Here is a 22,086-nt window from a genome sequence, read left to right as displayed (position 1 = left end):
TACCGATGTTTCCTGCCGTTTTTTCAAAACCTTCCTCACTTATTTCCGATGCATTTTAAATTCAAGAAATAACTCATTGTAGTAAGCGAGCATTCGTTTTCCTAAATTTTCATACACTTCTAAGTTGCCAATGGAGGTAAAATCGGGATAGAATCGCTTATCATCAGTAATCTCTTTCGGCAAATACTCAAGCGCCTTTTCGTTTGGCGTAGAATAGCCGACATATTCGGCATTTTGCGCTGCGTTTTTTGGATCAAGCATAAAGTTGATGAATTGATGGGCCCCTTCGATGTTCTTCGCCGTCTTTGGAATGACCATGTTATCAAACCATAAATTCGATCCTTCCTTCGGCACGACGTAATCCAGCTTTTCATTTTCTGCTATCATCTCGGCCGCATCGCCGGACCAAACCACACCGACAGCTGCTTCTTCATTGGCGATCAGCATTTTAATTTCGTCCCCGACAATGGCTTTAATGTTTGGCGTCAGCGTATCCAGTTTGCGTTTTGCTTCCCGTAAATGCGCTTTGTTCGTGTCGTTTAACGAATAATGAAGACTGTTAAGCCCCATGCCAATGACTTCACGCGCGCCGTCTACAAGTAAAATTTGATTGCGTAAATCCTTGTCCCATAAGTCATTCCAACTTGTAATTTTTTTCCCGCCAAGCATGTCACGATTATAGACAATACCGACGGTACCCCAAAAATACGGAACGGAATACGTATTATTCGGATCAAATGATAAGTGTAAAAAACGAGGATTGATATATTTCAAGTTTGGTAGCTTTGAATGGTCAAGCGGAACGAGTAATCCCTCTTCCTTCATTTTACTAACCGCATATTCAGAAGGAACCGCTACATCAAATGTCGTTCCCCCTTGAGCGATTTTTGCCATCATCGCTTCGTTCGAATCAAATGTTTGATAAATGACTTTCATGCCAGTCTGTTTTTCAAACTTTTTAATCAGCTTCGGATCGATATAATCCCCCCAGTTGTAAATCGTTAAAGTATGATGCCCGGAATATCCTTCCGCTTTATTGAGATGGAAGGCAATATACATAAGGGCGAATGCTGTTACGAAAACAGCTGCAAATAGTTGCACGAGCTTTTTCATTTTCTTCCCCCCATTCCGTACAAACGGCTGCTTCTTTGACTAATGAAGTAGTAGCCGACCACAAGAAGAACAGTAAACAAGAACAGAAGGGTTGACAACGCGTTAATCGAAAGTGAAATCCCTTGGCGTGCCCGCGAGTAAATTTCCACTGACAATGTTGAAAATCCGTTTCCCGTCACAAAAAACGTCACCGCAAAGTCATCAAGCGAATACGTCAACGCCATAAAAAAGCCGGCAAAAATCCCTGGCGTAATAAACGGCAAAATGACTTTGGTCAACACATTCCATTGATTCGCCCCTAAATCGCGCGCGGCATCAATCAAGGTCGGACTCATTTCTTGCAGTTTTGGCAACACCATTAAGACGACGATCGGCACGCTAAAGGCAATATGCGACAACAGGACAGACGTAAATCCAAGCTGAATACCTATGATAGTAAATAAAATCAAGAACGATGCACCGATGATGACATCGGGGCTTACAATGAGAACATTATTGAGAGTAAGAAGAAGATTTTTCATTCTCCGCTTTTTTACATAATAAATAGCAAGGGCACCCATCACTCCAAGAATGGTAGAAATGGCTGATGCCAAAAGGGCAATCACGAATGTATTTAACACGATAATCAGTAAGCGGGTATCTTGAAATACTTCCTTGTACCATTCAAGAGTAAATCCTTGAAAATGATGCATCGTCCCTCCGCTATTAAACGAATAGTAGATTAAATAGAAAATCGGAGTGTACAAGATGACAAACATAATAATTAAATACAGATTGTCCCATTTTACCTTTCGTTTCATACTTCGTCCCTCACTTCCGATTTCCCGTTATAATGACGACAATCGCCATGGCAATAATTAAGAATACTGCAATCGTCGCTCCCATCCCCCAGTCCTGGGTAACAAGAAAATGCTCTTCGATCGCCGTACCAAGCGTAATCACGCGATTGCCAGCTATTAAACGTGTGATCATAAATAACGACAACGCCGGAATAAAAACCGCTTGGCATCCCGCTTTCACACCATCGATAGTCAGCGGAAAAACCACCCGCCGGAATGTTGTCCAAGCGGAAGCACCAAGATCCCGTGCCGCATCGACAAGCGACGGATTCAATTCCTCAAGTGCATTAAAAATCGGCAGCACCATAAAAGGAATAAAAATATAAACAGACACAAATACAAAGCTAAAATCAGTAAATAAAATTTGTTTCGTGCCGACTCCAAGTGCTTCTAGCACCGCATTGGCAAGTCCATACGTCCCAAAAATTCCAAGAAACGCATACACCTTCAACAACAAATTCACCCATGTCGGCAAAATAATCAACAAAAGCCATAACTGTTTATGTTTTGTTTTCGTTAACAAGTAAGCCGTTGGATACGCAATAAGCAAGGAAAACACTGTAATCAAAAACGCATACCAAAAAGAACTGAACGTCATTTTTAAATAAATCGGCGTAAAAAACTTTTTATAATTCGCTATGGTCCACTGCCCCTCAATATCGAAAAAAGAATAGTAGAGAATAAGCAAAATCGGTGCCACGACAAATAAGACAATCCATAGTACATATGGAATGAGATAAACATTGCGTGTATTATGTTTCATCGGAACCCTCACCATCAGATACTTCTTGCGCTTCACTTACACGCATCACATGAATCGCTTCTGGCTCAAAATAAAGTCCGATTTCCTCTCCTACTTCTGCTTTTTTCGTTGAGTGGACAAGCCATTCATTTCCATGTTGGTCATAACAACAAAGTTCATAATGAACTCCACGGAACAATTGAGAATCTACACGAACTTGCAGTTTCCCTTGATCACGTGTCGTAATTTCCAAGTCTTCCGGGCGAATCACAACTTCAACAGGCTCATTCGGGTAGAACCCTTGATCGACACACTCAAAACGTTTTCCCGCAAATTCAACAAGAAAATCCGCAATCATCGTTCCCGGAAGAATATTCGACTCCCCAATAAAATCAGCAACAAACCGATTCACTGGTTCATCGTAAATATCTTTCGGTGTACCGCTTTGTTGAATTTTTCCTTTATGTAGCACAAAAATTTGGTCCGACATCGCCAATGCTTCCTCTTGATCATGGGTAACAAAGATGAACGTAATCCCTAGACGGCGCTGTAATTCACGCAATTCATACTGCATTTCTGTCCGAAGTTTCAAATCAAGAGCTGACAGTGGCTCATCAAGAAGAAGCACTTCTGGCTCATTGACAATCGCCCGCGCAATCGCCACCCGCTGCCGCTGGCCACCAGACATTTCGCGAATTTCTCGATGTTCATAGCCCTCTAAATTGACAAAACGAAGCGCTTCAGCCACTTTCTCTTGAATATCGGCATATTTCATTTTTTTCACACGCAAACCAAAGGCAACGTTCTCAAACACATTTAAATGGGGAAATAACGCGTAATCTTGAAACACCGTGTTCACCTGGCGCTTATTCGCAGGAACATGGTTGATATTTTTCCCATTAAAATAAATCGTTCCCTTCGTCGGCTCGATGAATCCAGCAATAAGTCGAAGAATCGTCGTCTTCCCACACCCAGACGGACCAAGCAGTGTATAAAATTTCCCCCGTTCAATTTCAAAACTCACATCATCCAACACAACAAGACCGTCATACTGCTTCGTCACATGCTCAAAACGAATAATGACATCTTTCGACATAAGCCCCACCTCTCGTTGAAAGAAATATCATGATGGCTTTCATCGCACCTTCTATCTGCCATTTGAATGTTCATACAATGAAAATTGATTCCAATGATCGTAAAGCCATAGGCTTCCTATCATCACTATTAGAACATGGCAGAGTGGAAAGTGCAATTGAAAATTTCGAAAAATGTCAAACATAAAAAACCACTCCCCAACACAAAAACGGAACAACAAGGGAGCGGGTAAAGCAATCGCGGCGAAGAAATGTCACCACTTGCAAACAAACGGGCAGCTTGTAGTTAAGAGAAAATCCACACACCGCAACAGCGACTTGAAAGAGCTGATATGAGTTCAGTTTCTCATAGTTAAGATACAAATCGTGTTGCCGGAACAAGTTCTTCCGGATTCTTGGTTGGTTTCAATTCCTTATAGTTAAGATAAAAATCAGCAACGCTTCGATGTCTTGTGCATAACATTCGCCATTTGACAATATAAGTCTAAATCTTGTTACAGGTCATCTTCCGTATCATTGCGAAACTCCTCATTCTGTTTCAAAAACGCATAATATGAAGAAACAGCATCATTGCATCCGTATCGTTTTACTTATATCATGCAAAAAGCAATCTAAATATCGATCATTCACTGACACTCGAGATCGTACGGTTCCTTTCGTCATTTTCCTGTTAGCACCAGCTTATTTATTAAATGAAAAAGACTTTTATAATGCGAATAAAGGGGAGTTTTCATTTCATCCCTTTTCGGCTACATTGGGAGGATTCTAGAGGATCTGGGAGCATTCATTAATATTTGAAAGGATAATCCAAATGCTCCTGTCAAATCCCCAAATATCTATGAATATCGATTCATACCAAATTTGTAAACTGATTCCATCTAAGGTTATAATGTTTTTGTGACACTTTCAAATTCCCGCAAGTAGCCACATTTCTGCACCAAACTCCTTTTAATAACTGTGCCCGTAAAATTGGATATATCCACCAGCGATAATACCACTCGATAACTTCATTTCTGAAAAACAATGAATGTACTATAAAATTGGTGATCAGAAGCTTCTTACATCCCTAGGTTCCTGCATGGAGTCTTAACTTTGATGATTTAAGGAGGAAAACAATTGAAGAACATTTTTTCATTATTTCTATCAGCTTTTTTACTTTTCTCACTAACAGCCTGTCATTCTGGCGATAAGGTGGAAAAAGGGAAAATTGTCGTTACCGGAAAGAAATTCACCGAACAAGTGATTCTCACACACATTTTAGCAGAATATTTAAAAGCAAATACGGACTTAGACGTAGAAGTAAAGGATAGTTTAGGAGGCGCCTTTATGTTACATGAGGCGATCAAAAAAGGAGATGTTGATTTGTATGCTGAATATACTGGTACAGGGTATTTGAACATACTGAAAAATCAATACGATCCGGATCAGACCCCGGATGAAATCTACGAAGCAACGAAAAACGGATATAAAGAAAAATTTAATATTACATGGCTCAAACCGTTAGGGTTTAATAACACCTATACGCTCGCTTTGCGAAAAGATCTGGCCGATCAACTTGGAGTGAAAACATACTCAGACTTAGCGAAAAAATCGAACCACTTAGTGTTCGGCTCTGACGCTGAGTTTTTCGAACGAAGTGATGGATTCGATGCATTAGTGGATACGTATCATTTCCATTTCAAAAAAACGACGAATATTGATCCTGACCTGCAGTACGAAGCGGCAAAGAACGGCGATATTGACGTCATTACTGCGTATTCGACGGACGCAAGAATTAAACAGTTTGGATTAACGGTATTAAAGGATGACAAAAACTTTTTCCCACCATACTACGCAGCTCCGATTATTCGTCAAGAAGTGTTGGATGCCAATCCTGGATTAGAAGATACGTTAAATAAATTATCAGGCGTTTTATCGGACGAAAAAATGATGGAACTAAATGCACAAGTGAGCATCGAAGGGAAAAATCCAAAACAAGCAGCCATTGATTTCCTTAAATCAGAAGGATTAATCGATTAAGAGAACCGTTTCAGCTGTGCGCTTCTGAATACACAGCTGTTTTTCCAATGACATGAAGAAGAAACGAGGGAATATGAACATGATTCGATTTGAAAATGTGCAAAAACAATACGATGATGGTTTTGTTGCGTTGAAAAATATTAATCTTGAAATCAAAAACGGGGAATTAGTAACGTTAATCGGACCGAGTGGATGCGGGAAAACAACAACAATGCGAATGATTAACCGCCTCACAGAACCAACATCAGGAAAGATTTATATTGATGGGCAAGATATTTCGAGGGTAGACCCTGTCGAACTCCGACGCAACATCGGTTATGTCATTCAACAAATAGGATTGTTCCCACACATGACTATCGAGCAAAATATTGCTCTTGTTCCAAAGTTAAAAAAATGGGAACCAGCTTCCTATTTAAAACGAGTCGATGAGTTACTGGACCTCGTTGGCTTAGATCCTCCGACATTTAAACACCGCTATCCATCGGAATTGAGCGGAGGACAACAGCAACGAGTCGGCGTCATTCGAGCACTAGCAGCGGAGCCGGACATTATTTTAATGGATGAACCGTTCAGCGCCCTTGACCCAATCAGCCGCGAACAGTTACAAGACGATATTGTGAGACTTCAGGAAGAAATTCAAAAGACAATTGTGTTCGTTACACATGATATGGATGAAGCGATTAAAATCGCCAATCGGATCGCAATTATGAAAGATGGGGAAATAATTCAATTTGATACGCCTGATAAAATTTTACGCCGTCCAGCCAATGACTTTGTACGCGGTTTTATCGGAGAAAACCGACTCAAGCAAGATCACACGCTTGTTCCGACTGCGGAAGATTTAATGTTTTCTTCGGTAGTCACATCGTCTCCAAAACGAGGATTAGCGGAAGCGTTTCGCTTAATGAAAGAAAAGAAAGTAGATAGTTTAATGATTACAAACAAAAACCGAACCTTTCTTGGTGTCGTGACATTAAAAGAATTAGAGAAACACTACAAAAATGAAGAGTTGTTATTGGTCGATATTGTTGATTTCAATGTGACGACACTAACAAAGGACGCTGATGTCACAAGTGTAGCTGAGATTTTTCAAAATAAAGATGTCAGCGCCATCCCAGTACTAGATGATAACAAATTAGTTGGAGTCATTACACGATCTAGTATGATGCGGGGATTGGCAGAATGGAATTTTAACAAACAGTGAAGGAAGGATCAAAAATGGAATTGCTGAACACCTTTATCGAGCGGAAAAATGATATCTGGATTGCTTTTCAAGAACATGTGCTATTGTCGGGGATTGCGATGGCGATTGCCATCATCATTGCTGTTCCATTAGGCATTGCATTAACAAGAAATAAAAAACTCGCTGAACCGATTATCGGGATTACCGCAATTGTCCAAACGATTCCAAGTCTTGCGTTGTTAGGATTTATGTTGCCGATTTTTGGAATTGGAAAACCTCCTGCTATTATTGCGCTTACCTTATACGCGCTGCTTCCTATTTTGAGAAATACGTACACAGGCATCCTCGGGGTAGACCCTGCCCTTGTGGAAGCGGGAAAAGGAATGGGAATGACTTCTCGGCAAATTTTATGGATGGTGGAGCTCCCTCTTTCTTTACCGATTATTATGGCAGGAGTTCGGACAGCTACGGTATTAACTATCGGTGTTGCCGCGCTGGCTACCTTCATTGGAGCCGGCGGCTTAGGCGACTTGATTGATAGAGGGTTGCGTGTAGCGGATAAAAACTTAATTTTAGCTGGAGCGATCCCAGCTGCGATTTTAGCCATTTTATTCGATCTCGCATTGCGTAAAGTAGAAGAAAAAGTGACACCGAAAGGGTTAAAGCCTTAATGTTGTAATCATAAGGAAGGATGTTGTGTTCCTTCTTTTTTGTTTTTCGAATCTGAAATCAAAATCGATTTTTAAGAAATCCAGAACGATCAATGATATGAATGCGATCATCGTTATGAATCCTCACAGATAGCTTTGTTGCGAAATTCACTTTCACTTCGCTTTATATCTATACTTCTTCATCATTGATAAGAAAAGTACAAGGCAGCCACCTACCGGTAACAAGACTGGAAACTCACACTGCGAGTCTGTCGACACCGTCATGTGGAATCGAAGCGATCTCGAGCCACTGGCACCTGAAGCTAGACAAATTCAAAAGGTTATACTAAAAAACTATGCTGACTGCTTGTAAAGCAGCCAGCATAGTTTTTATCGTTTCTCAATTTCTTCTCTTAATAACTTATTCACAAGCGGCGGGTTCGCTTGTCCTTTTGTTGCCTTCATAATTTGACCGACTAAGAAGCCAATCGCGCGGTCTTTTCCGTTTTTGAAGTCTTCGATGGATTGTGGGTTCGCATCAAGCACCTCAAGAACGATTTTACGCAATGTAGCTTCGTCAGAGATTTGGACAAGACCTTTTTCTTTGACGATTTGTTCTGGGTCTCCGCCTTTTTCGACAAGCTCTTTAAACACTTTCTTCGCAATTTTAGAAGAAATCGTACCGTTTTGAATGAGCTTAATCATTCCCGCTAAACTTTCCGGTGTTAGAGCGATATCATGAAGCTCTTTTTGCTCAGCATTCAAATATCCGGATACTTCGACCATGAGCCAGTTAGACGCCAGTTTCGGATCAGCCCCATTTGCCACTGTCGCTTCAAAGAAATCAGCCATCTCTTTTGTCAATGTTAAGACTTTAGCGTCATACTCCGGCAAGCCGAGTTCCTCAATGTAACGTTTTTTCCGCTGATCTGGAAGCTCTGGAATTGTCGCACGAACACGTTCTTTCCACTCTTCGTCAATGTAAAGAGCAACAAGGTCTGGTTCAGGGAAGTAGCGATAGTCTTCTGAACCTTCTTTTACGCGCATCAAAATGGTTGTTTTTGTTGCTTCGTCAAAGCGGCGCGTTTCTTGTTGGATGACTCCGCCGGAAAGAAGGACTTTCTCTTGGCGTTTCGCTTCATATTCAAGACCGGCACGGACGAAGTTGAATGAGTTTAAGTTTTTCAATTCTGTTTTTGTCCCGAACTTATCAGAACCGATTGGACGAAGAGAAATGTTCGCATCGCAGCGAAGCGAACCTTCTTCCATTTTACAATCGGATACGCCGGTATATTGAATAATAGATTTTAGTTTTTCCAAATATGCATACGCTTCTTCCGGTGAGCGGATATCCGGTTCAGAAACAATCTCAATGAGTGGCGTACCTTGACGGTTGAAGTCGACTAATGAATAACCGTCGCCTGTATGCGTTAATTTTCCAGCATCTTCTTCAAGATGAATGCGCGTAATGCCGATTTTTTTCTTTTTGCCGTTCACTTCGATTTCAATCCAACCGTTTTTACCGATTGGCTGGTCATATTGCGAAATTTGATATGCCTTCGGGTTGTCCGGATAAAAATAGTTTTTCCGGTCGAATTTTGTATATGTAGCGATTTCGCAGTTTAATGCCATCGCCGCTTTCATCGCAAATTCCACCGCTTGTTTGTTTAACACAGGGAGAACCCCTGGGTAGCCTAAATCAATGACGTTCGTTTGTGTGTTTGGGGGTGCTCCGAAGTCGGTTGGACTGCTTGAGAAAATTTTTGACTTTGTTTTCAATTCGACGTGGACTTCAAGTCCGATGACCATTTCAAAGTTCATCCTTCTTACCCCCTTACAATGCTGGTTTTTGTTTATGATAGTCGGTTGCTTGCTCAAACGCATGAGCAACGCGATAAATCGTGCTTTCGTCAAAATGTTTGCCGATGATTTGTAATCCTACCGGCAAGCCATCAACGAATCCGCATGGAATTGAAATACCTGGAACACCGGCAAGGTTGACCGGAATCGTTAAAATATCATTTGCATACATCGTTAACGGATCGCTTGTTTTTTCACCGATTTTGAATGCCGGGGTTGGCGTCGTTGGTCCGATGATGACATCGTATTTTTCAAACACTTTTTCAAAGTCTTGTTTAATTAATGTCCGCACTTTTTGCGCTTTTTTGTAGTAAGCGTCGTAGTAACCGGAGCTTAACGCGAAAGTTCCAAGCATAATACGGCGTTTTACTTCGTTACCGAAACCTTCGCTGCGCGTTTGTTTGTACATATCAATTAAGTTTTTCGCATTGTCCGTACGATAACCGTAGCGAACACCATCAAAGCGCGCAAGGTTCGCGGATGCTTCCGAAGATGCTAATAAATAGTAAGTGGCAAGGGCATACTTCGAATGTGGGAGCGATACTTCTTCCCATGTTGCGCCAAGCCCTTCTAATACTTTTAATGCATCCAATACAGATTGACGAACTTCTTCAGATACTCCTTCGCCTAAATATTCTTTTGGCACGGCAATTTTTAAGCCTTTAATGTCACCTGTTAACGCGGATACATAATCAGGAACATCGACGTTCGCAGATGTAGAGTCCATTGGGTCAAGACCTGCGATCACTTGTAGAAGATATGCGTTATCTTCAACTGTACGTGTAATCGGTCCGATTTGGTCAAGTGAAGACGCAAACGCGACAAGCCCAAAACGAGACACGCGTCCGTATGTCGGTTTTAAGCCGACAACACCGCAAAATGCCGCTGGTTGGCGAATAGAGCCACCCGTGTCAGAACCTAAGGCAAACGGAACTTCTCCTGCCGCGACCGCTGCCGCAGAACCACCGCTGGAACCGCCCGGTACGCGTTCAAGATCCCAAGGGTTACGAGTCAATTGAAAACCGGAGTTTTCTGTAGAAGAACCCATCGCAAACTCGTCCATGTTTAGTTTTCCAACGGTAATCGCATCCGCTTCATGCAAACGCTGCATGACCGTTGCGTCGTAAATCGGGTCAAAGTTGTAGAGAATTTTACTTGCACACGTCGTGCGAAGTCCTTTTGTAACAATGTTGTCTTTAATGCCGATCGGCATGCCAAAAAGCAAGCCAAATTCGTTTTCTGTAGCTAGTTTTTCATCTAGTTTTTTCGCTTTAGCCCGCGCATTTTCTTCATCTAATGTTAAAAACGCTTGTACTTTGTCTTCTACTTCCGCAATGCGTTTAAATGATTCATCGACTAAATCAGAAACAGAAATTTCTTTTTTATGTAACATATGATGGAGTTCCGATATTTTATGGTCAAACAATGACATTTGCTTCCCCTCCTTACTCTAAAATCGCCGGTACACGGAACTGCCCGTCTTGATGATCTGGTGCGTTTTTCAATGCTTCCTCACGAGGAATTCCCGGTGTCGGCACATCTTCGCGCATGACGTTTTTCATATCAAGCACGTGTGATGTTGGCGGAACGTTTTCTGTGTCTAATTCGTTTAATTGCTCGGCAAATGTAATAATCGCGTCTAATTGCTTTGTAAACATTTCCGCTTCTTCATCAGTAATCGCTAAACGCGCCAAATGCGCTACATGCTTGACTTGTTCAATCGAAATTCTTGACATCCTTTTCACCTCCGAGAGTTTCGACCTTTCACAATATAATAGATGATACCAAACTTTCGACCATTGAAGCAACATTGACAATGGGATTTGTTGAAAGCCAGCAGGTGTTCAAATTCGTTATGCCAGCCTTTCCAGCGGGAAATCTACAAACACACTCGGATTATGTTAAACTTTTATAACTGCTCTAAAGAACTATTTTTCATTTTTACTTCCGACAAAATAATATGGGAAACGGTCTCGGCATAATTGATTACTTCGTTAATAAATTCTTCTAATTCATGTAACGCTGCCAGACGCAGTTTTACCATATAACAAGCCCTTCCCGCGATGCGATAACAAAAAACGGCGCGCGAATCGCGCTCTATAAACTTTTTAAACCGTTCATACTCTCCGTTTTTAAGGGTGACCTCTACTAAGCATTCAATCCCTAATCCTAATTTTTTATAGTTAATATCCAGCGTATATCCTTCGATAATTCCTTCGCTTTCTAGTTTCCTGACTCGTTCCGCCACAGAGGGGGCTGAGAGATTTACCTTTTTCGCCAATTCTCTCATAGATAATCTTGAATCTTTCAATAACTCTAGTAAAATACGTCGGTCAATCTCATCTATTTTCATTTGAATCCTCCATTCAAAAATTATGTTTCATTTGTAAATGATATTATCATAAATAAATTTCATAAGAAATGGAGTTGAGCGATCTTATTTAATAAAATGAAAATAATCAACTGAAAGGAGGATTGAGCATGCCGCGTATTGTACTTCCAGAACGCGAAGGAACGAACTTTGAAAAAGCATTATCAAAAGCCCCAGCATTAAAATCGCTTTATGACAAGCTTTATCACTTTTTATGGAATGACCGTCTATTGCCCAAAGAGATTAAAGAAAAAATCCGGTTGTATTTAGCCCATATCAACGGTTGTATGACTTGTATGAGCCTTTCATATATTGAAAATGAAGAGTTGAACACACAAATTGCCGAAGCCTTTCGAAACAATGACTTCTCACATTTTTCAGCGCTTGAGCAACAGCTATTTTTGTTCATTGAACGATATCGAGTATCACCACGGTCCATTACCGATCAAGATGTCGAAGAATTACGACATCATTTCACCGATGAACAGCTCATCCACTTATTAGGTCTCATTAATCTATTTGACAGCTTTCATAAAATAATCGTCAGTTTAGATTTGTACGACTTTTGTTCACGAGGCTAATGTTCATTCCAAAGACCCCCTCTCTCCTATGGAAAAGAGGGGTGTTCCATATTTAGTCACATCTGAAGAATGTCGATCGTTAAAATTACTAGCTTTTCAGTCTGTAACAGACGTATGGAAAGTAAAGCAATATTTCACAGGAACTCTAACTTTTGATCGTTATTTTTATTTGATCAATGTCCCTCACTATTCATCTTTTCCCTTGCGTGCAAAAGAACGGGACGAACAACCAAACTCGCACGCAGTCCCATCCATATATGAAGCCTTCGTTGTAGAAACAGCAGACTCGCACTGCGCTTTGCGGATTTTCTGCAAAAGCATCACCAAGTCACTACTTCTTCGTCGGTTAGCCTACCAAATCCATATATATGACATTTCACCGCGACAATCACAAGTCCCAGAATCGAATAGACAATATCTTGATGAGCAGGAAAACTCTTTAGATAACCTCACCTTTTTGTTCGATTTTCATAATAAACAATCTCACAACTTAATAGCTAGTCCCCATTTTTCTGCCATCAGCAAGCATAACTTTCCTCATCCGTTTTTCTCCTTTCTCAATATGGTCCCAAAATGATATCATTATATGATTTAAGTCCAAATAAAAAACCAGTCGTTATGACTGGAGACATTATCTCAGTATTGATGCTTTCCAGTTTTTCCGCACAAATATCTTTTCACTTCTTTCAACCGCTTGTGCCTTCATTTCATACGTTTACAAGAAGGAATACGTTTTTATGATTGAGAAGTTGAATGTTTAAAGTAAATTCCACTTTCTATTCCATCCCAAGTTTATTCTTTTAGTTCGTCCATCTTGCGATTCATCGCTTTGAACAAAGCTTCCGCCGCCGCCAGATGTTTATATTTGTCGTTGCTGTTGTTCCATCCTTCTTGCAAGATCGGGAGAGCATGTAGCTTGGTCGGATTGTTCATGACTAACGCCCAAGCTGCCCAAAACTGTACCTCCTTATCCTCATTTTTTAGGCACTGTTCAAGTGCTTCCTCCGCAGCTGGACCGATCCTCATCAGGGACAAGGCAGCGGACATGCGTGCCTCCTGATTGCCATCTTTCAAGAATTGAATAAGCTCAGAGACCGCTTGCGACGCAACAGGCCCAAGTTCCCCGAGCACAACAGCAGAAATTGACCGTACATTGTGATCAGGGTCCCTTAACCCTTCGACTAATGCAGGCACTGACGCATCTCCCTGTTTGATGAGCGCTTTAGCGGCCTCCCACATCGACTCCCTTTTTCCCAACGCTTGCACGTAAGAGGTGAGAGCGTTTGTTTCTTTTTTCATCAAATCTTTTGGATCCATATTTTCACATTCCTTTCTTTTTAATCATTTTCATCTAGCTTCTTAGAAGTTCGGTGAAAATTTATAGGAACTAGGAGGGGTTATCCAGGAAGGACCAATTTGCAAGACAAATTCCTCATGAGCATCTAAGATTATATTCGACGGGTCTCCTGTATATTCCTTGCCGTTGACATAGTCTTTCACTTCCGTACCACTTACTTGGTGCCACCCAATCAGCGAAAACCAAAAGAGCAATTTAGAACGGAGTTTATGTCCACGGGTGCAGGAAGCTCCTACCTGCCACAAGGAAAGGGCAAAAAGGACGGGTAAACCGTACAACACCCTGAGAAAATCGAAATTTGAAATGCCCTTCAGTAACAGATTTGCCAAGTTTGCCATCAGAGCTGACAACAGCCAAATACCAAATCGAAGCAATCCTCTCCAGACGGCAACGGCCCCAAAAAGAATTTTATTTTGTGTCTATTCCGATATTGTTTGTAGTTGTTGTTCGGCCAGTTCTCTGTAGAGCGGATGGGTTTGCAGCAATTCGTTATGTGTTCCGACGCCAGTGATGGTCCCATTCTCTAATACAACGATTTGGTCTGCATTGACAACGGTTGAGAGCCGATGGGCAATGACAAGCGTTGTTCTTCCTTCCATTAGCCGCTGCAGGGCCTTTTGAACAAGAACTTCCGATGAGCTGTCTAGGTTTGAGGTTGCTTCATCAAGGAGAAGAATTTTTGGATTGCGTATAAGAGCGCGGGCAATGGCGATTCTCTGCCGCTGTCCGCCTGATAATTTGATTCCCCGTTCCCCCACTTCCGTCAAATATCCTTTTGGAAGCCGATCGATAAATTCCGCTGCATTTGCCAGTTTGGCTGCTCGTTCTATTTCTTCATCGGACACGTCTCTATTTAGCCCATAACAAATATTGTCGCGTATCGTGCCTGACATCATTGGGCTTTCTTGAGAGACATAACTGATTTGACTGCGCCATGAATGTAAGTGAAAATCTTCAATATTGGTTTCCCCAAGCAATATTTCTCCTTCATCGGGTGTGTAAAATCTCTCTAACAAAGCAAACAATGTCGTTTTTCCGCCGCCGCTCGGACCAACAATAGCCGTTGTTTTTCCCGAAGGAATAGTGAGCGTTACTTGTTTGAGCACAGGCTCTCCTTTTTTATAAGAAAAGGAAACATTTCGAAAATGGATGTCTTGCTCATGGTTTTGCACCGCAGGCAAGCTGTCACTTGGTTCTTTCTCTAAGGATAAAATACTTTGGATTCGTTCTGTTGCGCCCATTGCCTTTTGAAATGAGGTGAAAAATACAGCCATCTGACTAAAAGGAACAACGATTTGAACCATGTAAATAATGATAGCGACAAGAGAGCCGGATGAAAGTGTGCCTGAGGCTACACGAACGCCGCCATAACCGATTAAAATGACTAAAACGAGCATCATCACAAATGTCATAAAAGGGGAAATGACAGCCTGTATTCTCGCTTCTTTTAGACCGAATTGAAATAAATGAAAAATTCCTTGTTCCCCGTTTTTTTGTTCCTCTTTCTCTGCACAATAAGCTTTTACAAGACGAATATCGGATAACACTCTGCCAAGGTTCGCTGAAAAACTGGCCATTTCATCCTGGGTAGCTTTTGAAACTTGGTACATTTTTTGTCCAAGCGGCCAGAGTATGAGGAGCGAAATTGGAACAGCCGTCACCATCATAATAGTCATTTTCCAGTCGATAATAAGGAGAATACTAACAGCCCCTCCAACCGAAATGAATCCAGTCAGAAACGTAACTAAATGTTGGGTGATTAGCATTTTTACCGTGTTGGTATCTTGAGTAATTCGGCTCATCGTTTCTCCAGATTGATGCTTATCGAAAAAAGGAACAGGCAATAATAAAACTTGATTCCAAAGCTTTTTACGAATCGCCGCCACCACATATTCTCCAATATAGGTGAGGAAATAGTACGAAAAGCCGGAAGCGATCGTTTGCACAATAAACGAAGCAGCAAGTAAAATAATAATAGATGGTTCTATCGCAGATGCAGCGATCCGGTCAACAAGATCTTTAGTAAACCATGGTACAATGAGTCCAACTCCTGTCTCAATCAAACTAAGAGTAATAGCAGTGACAAAAATCCATTTTGGTGGATTCGTGTTCTTGATTAACTCCCAGAAAGTTTTCCAATTGTCTATCGGCATATCACGATTCTTCTCCACTCAAATCTACTCCTTCTTTCGCTAAAAATATTTCCACCGCTTTTGCCACCCATTCCTCTTCTTCTTTGGAAAAAGGAGATAGGAACAGCATAGGCTCTTCAGCGAATTCATCCTCTTTCAAATGAAATAGTGATAAATATTCACCAAAAACTTCTTTTGCAACGTCTTTGGCAATAGAGAAAAGTTCTTCAATTAACGATTGCACAGCATTATCACTCGGATCTTTTCCATAGTATTCTTTTAGCTTTTCGAAAATTCCAAGCAGCTTCTTCTCATATTCCAACTGTTTTTCTTCGCTAATATCAAATATTTTTTCCACTACTTCATCCGGCATAAATTGTTTCAGCCATTCTTTCTGTTGATTCTCCATTTGGATGGAGTTAATAAGCAAACTAAATATATCCGGATCCATCTTCTCTTGTTCTTCGGCAAGGTACTGGGCATGCGTCACTGCCTTTATGATGCGGTCAATATGTTCACGCTTTTGCAGCAAAAGCCTCTTTTGAAAAGCAAGTGATTCTTTTAAGTCCCATTTCTCTTCTTGCATAAAACGTTTAATTTCGTCAAGGGAAAAGCCAAGAAACTTCAAGGCCACAATCTTTTGTAATGTAATGATCTCATCTTCACTGTAAAATCGGCGTCCAGAACTCGATACATGCGACGGCTTCAAAATCCCTATTTCGTCATAATAGTGAAGCGTTCGTATTGTTTGACCCGTTTTTTTCGCAAACTCGCCGATTGGATATACCTTTTTCATCGTTCTCACCCCCTTCTGACACGATCATAAATCTTCACGTAACGTTAGGATCAATAAAAATGTTTCAGTTGTTACCATTTTTTCAAATCTACGTAATTACAACAAGCAACTGAAAAATTCAAGAAAGCTTACCAATACACAAAAAAACTCCCTGTTTATGCATAACGGGTTTACTTGTGAGGTGCAAAATGATAAAAAGCAAAGTGTTTCTTTCTGTAAATCACAAATTAAATAACAAATGAATTCACAGTACCATTCGCACAAAAAGAGCTTGGGGAATTTCCCAAGCTTGTCGTTTTTAATGATACTCTTTTTTAAACTAAAGCATAATAAGTAACTTTAATTAGTTAACCACTTTCCTTCATCCGATAAAGCGTTTAAAATATCCTCTTTAAAACTTTCCTTTAATTCATAAAAATGAACACCAGAGACTTCAAAAACATCATTACTCTCATAAAAAGTAAAATGAGAATTCTACCACGAGCAACGTTGTTTTCATCCCATCGCTCTACCTGTCTAAATATAATGTTATATTCTGCTCCTCTTTCATCAAAAGGTATTTCTGCCAAATATCGTTCACTGTTATAGTCTTCAAGTTTATTGGCATTATCAAATTGTTCTAACAAATTTTTTATCTCTCTCTCATCTGTCACATAATTATAAAAGCTTTGTTTACCACCGTTATCCCATTTAACCACTTGCATTACCATAGGCTTTTTAAAAGTTGCAAAAGAATAATTATCATATTCTGCAATATTACCTTTTGAATATGTTAGCGGATTGTACAAAACCCTTGGTGCTAGTTGAACTCTACTGTTCAACTAGCTCAAGAGCAACAAGCGTGTAAGCCAATAAAATACCGTCTAATGCAGTTTCAAACCCTTGGACGCTGTTAGTACGGATCGAAGTGAGACAAAACACATCCACAAGGACCGAAAAGGTGGTTTCCGCGATTTTTCTTTTTCGACACATCCATTGCTCCCATTCTTTAGAGTAAGAAGCCTGTTGATTCTTGCGGGACGGTGTCCAAAAAGCAATTCCGTATTCATGATGAAGCTTCTTTTGTAGTGGTCGACTGACGTATCCTTTATCCCCTAACGTATAAGGATGTGGATGTTGAGTCATGACTTCTTCTGCCACGATTCGCTCATGATACGAAGCAACCGTGACCACATATCCCATAGGAAGCGACTGGTCCGTAATCTGGATGTGTAACTTAAATCCATAAAAGAACATCTTCTTGGAAGCGCAATATCCAATATCCGCCACATCTCGGAATCGTTTGACCCGTGAAACGCGTGCATAGTGACACAACTCAATTGGTAGACTGTCCACGACCGCATACGCGTGATATTGTCCACATTTAGCCAGTCGATGTCGAATCCATTTGATGGCCCAACATAAAGAACGGCATCGACGATTGTATCGAGAAGGTTCAGGGAACGACTTTCCCATTAATAAGTTTCCAACGACAAAGCGATGCCATGCCCGTTCCGATGTAAAGCCGAATAACTTTCCAAGCACATGAATCGCAATGATCACATCATCGGTTTGCTTCAACAAGTGCCGATTGCGTCTCTTCAAATATGGTTCGGTATAAGACAACTGTGTAATACGATCGATAAAATGGCGTTATATTGTTTTTGGATTTTCGCTTTGTTTGTTGTAAAATGAAAATGCTCTTGCATGATGATTCTCCTTTGAAATGTAGGTTGGCACTTTCATTTTAAAGGGATCTTCCATGCAAGGGCTGTTTTTATGTCTCGTGGTCTTTATCTAGCACCACGGGTTTTCTTTATTTAGGTGATTTTTGAAGGTTGTTTTCATTTAAATTATTAAAAGCGCTTAAACATCCCTTGTCCATTTTATAAACCTCATCACAAAGAAGGTTGATGTCTTCTGAGTTATGACTAGATAAGAGAATAGTTACATTTTGCCTTTTTAAATTTTTTATTAAATTTCTTATGTCTGCTACACCGTCCTCATCCAGTCCATTCATTGGCTCATCTAAAATAAGAAGACTTGGTTTTTCCATAATCGCTTGAGCTATACCCAGTCGTTGTTTCATCCCTAAAGAATAATATTTTGTAGGTCTTTTATCTTCAGGATCTAATCCTACGATTTCCAAGGTTTTTTTGATTTCCTCCAGTGAAATAATATTATTAATTGAAGCTAATAGTTTCAAATTTTCAAGACCTGAATAATGAGGTAGTAGGCCATTTTTATCTAATAGCAATCCTATGTTTTTAGGGAATTTACCAGAAGTTATTGGGTTACCAAATATTTCAATAATGCCTGAGGTGGGTCTTATAAGTCCGGCTATAACTTTAAATAGCATGGTTTTTCCTGATCCATTCCTACCCACGATTCCGCAAATTTTCCCCCTGCTAATTTCTAAATGAATATCTTTTAAAATCTTATGACCCTTTATCTCCTTACTAAGATTTACAATTTTTACTGCACTGTCATTATGGCCATTCATAATATCCCACCTTATAGCGTATTATTATGTAATATATTGTCAATACGTTTATAGCATATATAATGAAAGAGCATAATTATCACAAAAATTACAATGAAATAGTAAATCAATGACCACCCAAACGGAGAGATCTCTAAGTTTCTACCTACAAGAACGCCCTGTGAAAATGGCAGCCATTTATTCACATATGGTGAACTTTGTATTAAACCTACTGATATGAAAATAAAAATAATTGAAATACTAAAACCTACTATTGAATTGTTAACAAATATTGAAACCAAATTACTAAAAAAAGTCAACAAGATAAGTAAAACAAATTGAAATAACATTAGTTTTAGGGGAGTATAGGTTTTCAAAAAAGGAATATAATCTAAACTAGCACTTATGCTTTTTCCGCCATTTATTAGGTATGATAATAGTATTGAAATGGAATAACCTATCGAATAATAAATAATGATAAATATAAAATTAGCTGAAATCATCCCATTTAACCATAAAGAAAAATTACCTACTCTTGGAAGTATCCAAAGGTTGTTTTCATTAAGTTGTTTGTTTAAAAAATTCCCACATAAAACATATATCGGCGTTTGATGTAGCAACCATCTTAACAAATCGAAATTAAAATAAGAAGGTCCATAGTAAAATGTTATTAAAAGAGAGGCAGGTCCAGCATTTTGCAAATTATAAAAATTGAATGACACAAAATGAAAAACCACAAAAGTTAAAAGGATGATTATCATATTTCTTTTATACAACAAAGTACGAAGAAAATACCTTAAAAGACGTAAATATTTCATGATTGCCTCCAACTAAAGTCCATCTTTTTCACCCGCGATATTCCTATAAAAAATAATAGGGTCAAAACCATTCCCCAATAGATTATGGACTGGACAAAGTGACTATAAAATGAGCTCCCCATTTTTCCTACTAAAACATGATAAGTGAATGTAAACGGATAAAAGAAAGTGATTTTACTTAAATATATAACGATGCTAATAACATTAAAGCCGAGTGTGATGATAAAGCTAATTACATTATTTTGGACGATTAAGTTAGCAACAAAAAAAGTGATTCCCAATGTTAGAAAAAATAAATAAACGAGGAGTAGACTAAATAACACCAACGTCGATGGCTTTATATCGTTATATTTTAATAAGAAATCATATACGGCCGCCCCATATTCACTCCACCTGTTTTCAAATTTCAATGTCAACAATGATTCAAGGATGCAAATGAAAGCCGACGCTAAAACAAATAATAAGGTTGCAATGCCAATACTGATAACAGAAGTGTAAAACCATTTGGCGCGGCTGGCGAATTTAATCATTGCGTACTGATCAAACGAACGAAAAGTGGTGAAAGGAAAGATACTAATTAAATAAATTAATGATGAGAGAAAGAATACATGGAAAAAATCATGAAATGAAAATAATAATAAATCGAAAACATTTTTTTCCTCTTTATACATTAAAAAAGAATGAAAACGAAATAGACTAATTATAATGAGGAACAATAGAATCGTATAAACAAACTTACCACTATAAAGAATATTAAGCAATCTAATGCTCAAATTACTCCGCATGTTTGGCAGCTCCTATAAAAAATAATGCAACTCCTATGATTAGTAATATCAAATCGTAAAGTACGACGTATGAAATCTTTAAATCAGGATAATACTCTAAATCAAATAACATAGCAGAATTCAAGAATTTGTTGATTTGAAATAACAAAGTTCCAGAAATGATATAAAAGGCAAAGGGAAAAACAATGGTTAAATAATGATTATTAATAAATGTAGATATGCCAAGCGCTAAAGTAGAAAAAACTACCCCGCAAACAAAACTATTCAAAATCATGATCAAAACAAATAAAACCGGTGAATACTCGTATACTCCGCGCAAGACAATTATATTTAGAGTATCTACAACCGACACATCAAATTTTTTTATCAGTAAAAAGATGATAAACGATACAAGCAGGCTTGATGCAATCACATAGCCACTTACTAGTCCGTTTACCAGCAGTCGAATCAGCAAATATTTTTTTCTGCTCATTCTATAAGATATATAGTTGATTAAGCCAGTGCGAACATCCGTTACATAAGAAGCAGCAAATGGTAAAGAAACTAACACGGGAAATAATAAACTTAATATTGCTGACGTTCCCTCACTATGTGAGTACATAAATAAATAAATGGCGTTTACACCTGGGTACTGATGAAAAATAAACTCAAAAGAGCCTATAAATATACATGCAAAAATTAATAGTTGACTAATTAAAGTGTTTCTTGAAAAAAACGCCCTTTTTAACTCGATTGCAAAATATCCATTCTTCATAGTGTCTAATCCTTTCCTTTAAAGCAAACATAAGTACCATAAAATAAGGTACTTATGTTTGCTTTGATTCAATTATCTTTCATCTGGGCTCCATGTTCCTTTTGTAGAAACAGAATTCCAAACATTTGTTTGAGTTGAAATATTAAGATGTACGGATTTCCCAACATAGGAACTAGCGGAGCTATAATCTAATAGATATCGAGAAGGTGTACTATAGCTTACTTTAGTAGTAATGTTGCCGCCTGAACTATTTTCAATCCACGACACAAGGCCACCGTCAACTTTTTCAACGTTATTAACAGCAGATGAAGTATTATCTTTTTTTAAGGAACCTGATTCAAAATCTGCAATAACCGGAACATTATATAAATTCAGTTTGAAATTCCGACATGTTTAACCAATGCCTATTCTTGTCTATACTGCTCCTAAACGGATCAATCAAAGGAGCGGATGAATGATGAAGAAAAAAGGATTACAAATTACGAACAATCATGGTTGGACCATCGAACGTCTTCAAGAACAGGAACGCCG

19 protein-coding genes and 1 pseudogene are annotated in these 22,086 nt (G+C 39.3%); 4 read left to right on the top strand and 16 right to left on the bottom strand.

The window, feature by feature from the left end; all coding sequences use genetic code 11:
• Window positions 1–39: 39 nt before the first annotated feature.
• Genes HNR31_RS17555 through HNR31_RS17540 form a run of 4 tightly spaced genes read right to left on the bottom strand, consistent with a single transcriptional unit; the run spans window position 40 to window position 3,790 of the window.
• Window positions 40–1,113 (bottom strand): ABC transporter substrate-binding protein, encoded by a 1,074-nt coding sequence (locus HNR31_RS17555; RefSeq protein WP_181557480.1) that lies wholly within the window; start codon window positions 1,111–1,113, stop codon window positions 40–42.
• The gene (locus HNR31_RS17550; RefSeq protein WP_181557479.1) at window positions 1,110–1,913 is read right to left on the bottom strand and encodes an ABC transporter permease; all 804 of its coding nucleotides are present in this window, start codon (window positions 1,911–1,913) and stop codon (window positions 1,110–1,112) included. Before HNR31_RS17550 ends, HNR31_RS17555 begins: the two co-directional genes overlap by 4 nt.
• A gap of 10 nt (window positions 1,914–1,923) precedes the next feature.
• Complete coding sequence (locus HNR31_RS17545; RefSeq protein WP_181557478.1) at window positions 1,924–2,715, bottom strand: ABC transporter permease; 792 nt, start codon at window positions 2,713–2,715, stop codon at window positions 1,924–1,926.
• Window positions 2,705–3,790, bottom strand: a complete 1,086-nt coding sequence (locus HNR31_RS17540; protein ID WP_181557477.1) for an ABC transporter ATP-binding protein — start codon at window positions 3,788–3,790, stop codon at window positions 2,705–2,707. The genes HNR31_RS17545 and HNR31_RS17540 overlap by 11 nt, the downstream gene beginning before the upstream one ends.
• A gap of 1,114 nt (window positions 3,791–4,904) precedes the next feature.
• On the opposite strand from HNR31_RS17540, the gene HNR31_RS17535 reads away from it, so the two are divergent.
• The 3 genes from HNR31_RS17535 to HNR31_RS17525 all read left to right on the top strand — a co-directional run bounded on the left by HNR31_RS17535 (window position 4,905) and on the right by HNR31_RS17525 (window position 7,661).
• Window positions 4,905–5,807 (top strand): glycine betaine ABC transporter substrate-binding protein, encoded by a 903-nt coding sequence (locus HNR31_RS17535; RefSeq protein ID WP_181557476.1) that lies wholly within the window; start codon window positions 4,905–4,907, stop codon window positions 5,805–5,807.
• A 79-nt stretch (window positions 5,808–5,886) separates the two neighbouring features.
• Window positions 5,887–7,011 carry an ABC transporter ATP-binding protein gene (locus HNR31_RS17530; protein ID WP_181557475.1) on the top strand — a complete coding sequence of 375 codons (1,125 nt, stop codon included), beginning with the start codon at window positions 5,887–5,889 and terminating at the stop codon, window positions 7,009–7,011.
• Between the two features lie 14 nt (window positions 7,012–7,025).
• Complete coding sequence (locus HNR31_RS17525) at window positions 7,026–7,661, top strand: ABC transporter permease (protein ID WP_181557474.1); 636 nt, start codon at window positions 7,026–7,028, stop codon at window positions 7,659–7,661.
• A 369-nt stretch (window positions 7,662–8,030) separates the two neighbouring features.
• Here HNR31_RS17525 and gatB read toward each other — a convergent pair whose 3' ends face one another.
• The 4 genes from gatB to HNR31_RS17505 form a co-directional block, all read right to left on the bottom strand.
• A complete protein-coding gene (gene gatB, locus HNR31_RS17520) occupies window positions 8,031–9,461 on the bottom strand; it encodes an Asp-tRNA(Asn)/Glu-tRNA(Gln) amidotransferase subunit GatB (protein WP_181557473.1) in 1,431 nt (476 codons plus the stop codon).
• Between the two features lie 13 nt (window positions 9,462–9,474).
• Entirely contained in the window at window positions 9,475–10,932 is a 1,458-nt protein-coding gene (gatA, locus tag HNR31_RS17515; RefSeq protein ID WP_181557472.1) for an Asp-tRNA(Asn)/Glu-tRNA(Gln) amidotransferase subunit GatA, read from the bottom strand.
• 13 nt (window positions 10,933–10,945) lie between these two features.
• Window positions 10,946–11,236: an Asp-tRNA(Asn)/Glu-tRNA(Gln) amidotransferase subunit GatC gene (gene gatC / locus HNR31_RS17510; RefSeq protein ID WP_181557471.1), complete on the bottom strand. Its 291-nt coding sequence runs from the start codon at window positions 11,234–11,236 to the stop codon at window positions 10,946–10,948.
• A gap of 173 nt (window positions 11,237–11,409) precedes the next feature.
• Window positions 11,410–11,853 (bottom strand): Lrp/AsnC family transcriptional regulator, encoded by a 444-nt coding sequence (locus HNR31_RS17505; RefSeq protein WP_181557470.1) that lies wholly within the window; start codon window positions 11,851–11,853, stop codon window positions 11,410–11,412.
• Between the two features lie 128 nt (window positions 11,854–11,981).
• On the opposite strand from HNR31_RS17505, the gene HNR31_RS17500 reads away from it, so the two are divergent.
• On the top strand, window positions 11,982–12,452 hold the full coding sequence (locus HNR31_RS17500) for a carboxymuconolactone decarboxylase family protein (protein WP_181557469.1): 471 nt from the start codon (window positions 11,982–11,984) through the stop codon (window positions 12,450–12,452).
• A gap of 792 nt (window positions 12,453–13,244) precedes the next feature.
• On the opposite strand, the gene HNR31_RS17495 is transcribed toward HNR31_RS17500, so the two are convergent.
• From HNR31_RS17495 to HNR31_RS17465, 8 genes and pseudogenes are all read right to left on the bottom strand, one after another.
• The gene (locus HNR31_RS17495) at window positions 13,245–13,691 is read right to left on the bottom strand and encodes a HEAT repeat domain-containing protein (RefSeq protein ID WP_258561121.1); all 447 of its coding nucleotides are present in this window, start codon (window positions 13,689–13,691) and stop codon (window positions 13,245–13,247) included.
• Window positions 13,692–14,228: 537 nt separating this feature from the next.
• On the bottom strand, window positions 14,229–15,980 hold the full coding sequence (locus HNR31_RS17490) for an ABC transporter ATP-binding protein (protein ID WP_181557467.1): 1,752 nt from the start codon (window positions 15,978–15,980) through the stop codon (window positions 14,229–14,231).
• A complete protein-coding gene (locus HNR31_RS17485; RefSeq protein WP_181557466.1) occupies window positions 15,964–16,737 on the bottom strand; it encodes a MerR family transcriptional regulator in 774 nt (257 codons plus the stop codon). Before HNR31_RS17485 ends, HNR31_RS17490 begins: the two co-directional genes overlap by 17 nt.
• Before the next feature lie 404 nt (window positions 16,738–17,141).
• Window positions 17,142–17,525, bottom strand: a complete 384-nt coding sequence (locus tag HNR31_RS17480) for a hypothetical protein (RefSeq protein ID WP_181557465.1) — start codon at window positions 17,523–17,525, stop codon at window positions 17,142–17,144.
• Window positions 17,526–17,547: 22 nt separating this feature from the next.
• Window positions 17,548–18,425 (bottom strand): annotated as a pseudogene (locus tag HNR31_RS17475) (IS982 family transposase).
• Window positions 18,426–18,532: 107 nt separating this feature from the next.
• A complete protein-coding gene (locus tag HNR31_RS17470) occupies window positions 18,533–19,219 on the bottom strand; it encodes an ABC transporter ATP-binding protein (RefSeq protein ID WP_181557464.1) in 687 nt (228 codons plus the stop codon).
• An 11-nt stretch (window positions 19,220–19,230) separates the two neighbouring features.
• Window positions 19,231–20,016, bottom strand: coding sequence for a hypothetical protein (locus tag HNR31_RS18470; RefSeq protein WP_220129606.1), 786 nt, complete (start codon window positions 20,014–20,016; stop codon window positions 19,231–19,233).
• A gap of 774 nt (window positions 20,017–20,790) precedes the next feature.
• Window positions 20,791–21,555, bottom strand: coding sequence for a hypothetical protein (locus HNR31_RS17465; protein WP_181557463.1), 765 nt, complete (start codon window positions 21,553–21,555; stop codon window positions 20,791–20,793).
• Window positions 21,556–22,086: the final 531 nt, after the last annotated feature.

This window comes from Thermaerobacillus caldiproteolyticus, from assembly GCF_013761245.1.
Classification (GTDB): Bacteria; Bacillota; Bacilli; order Bacillales; family Anoxybacillaceae; genus Thermaerobacillus; species Thermaerobacillus caldiproteolyticus.
The sequence above is the reverse complement of the archived record's forward strand: the minus strand, read 5'-3'. Positions and strand labels throughout refer to the sequence as shown.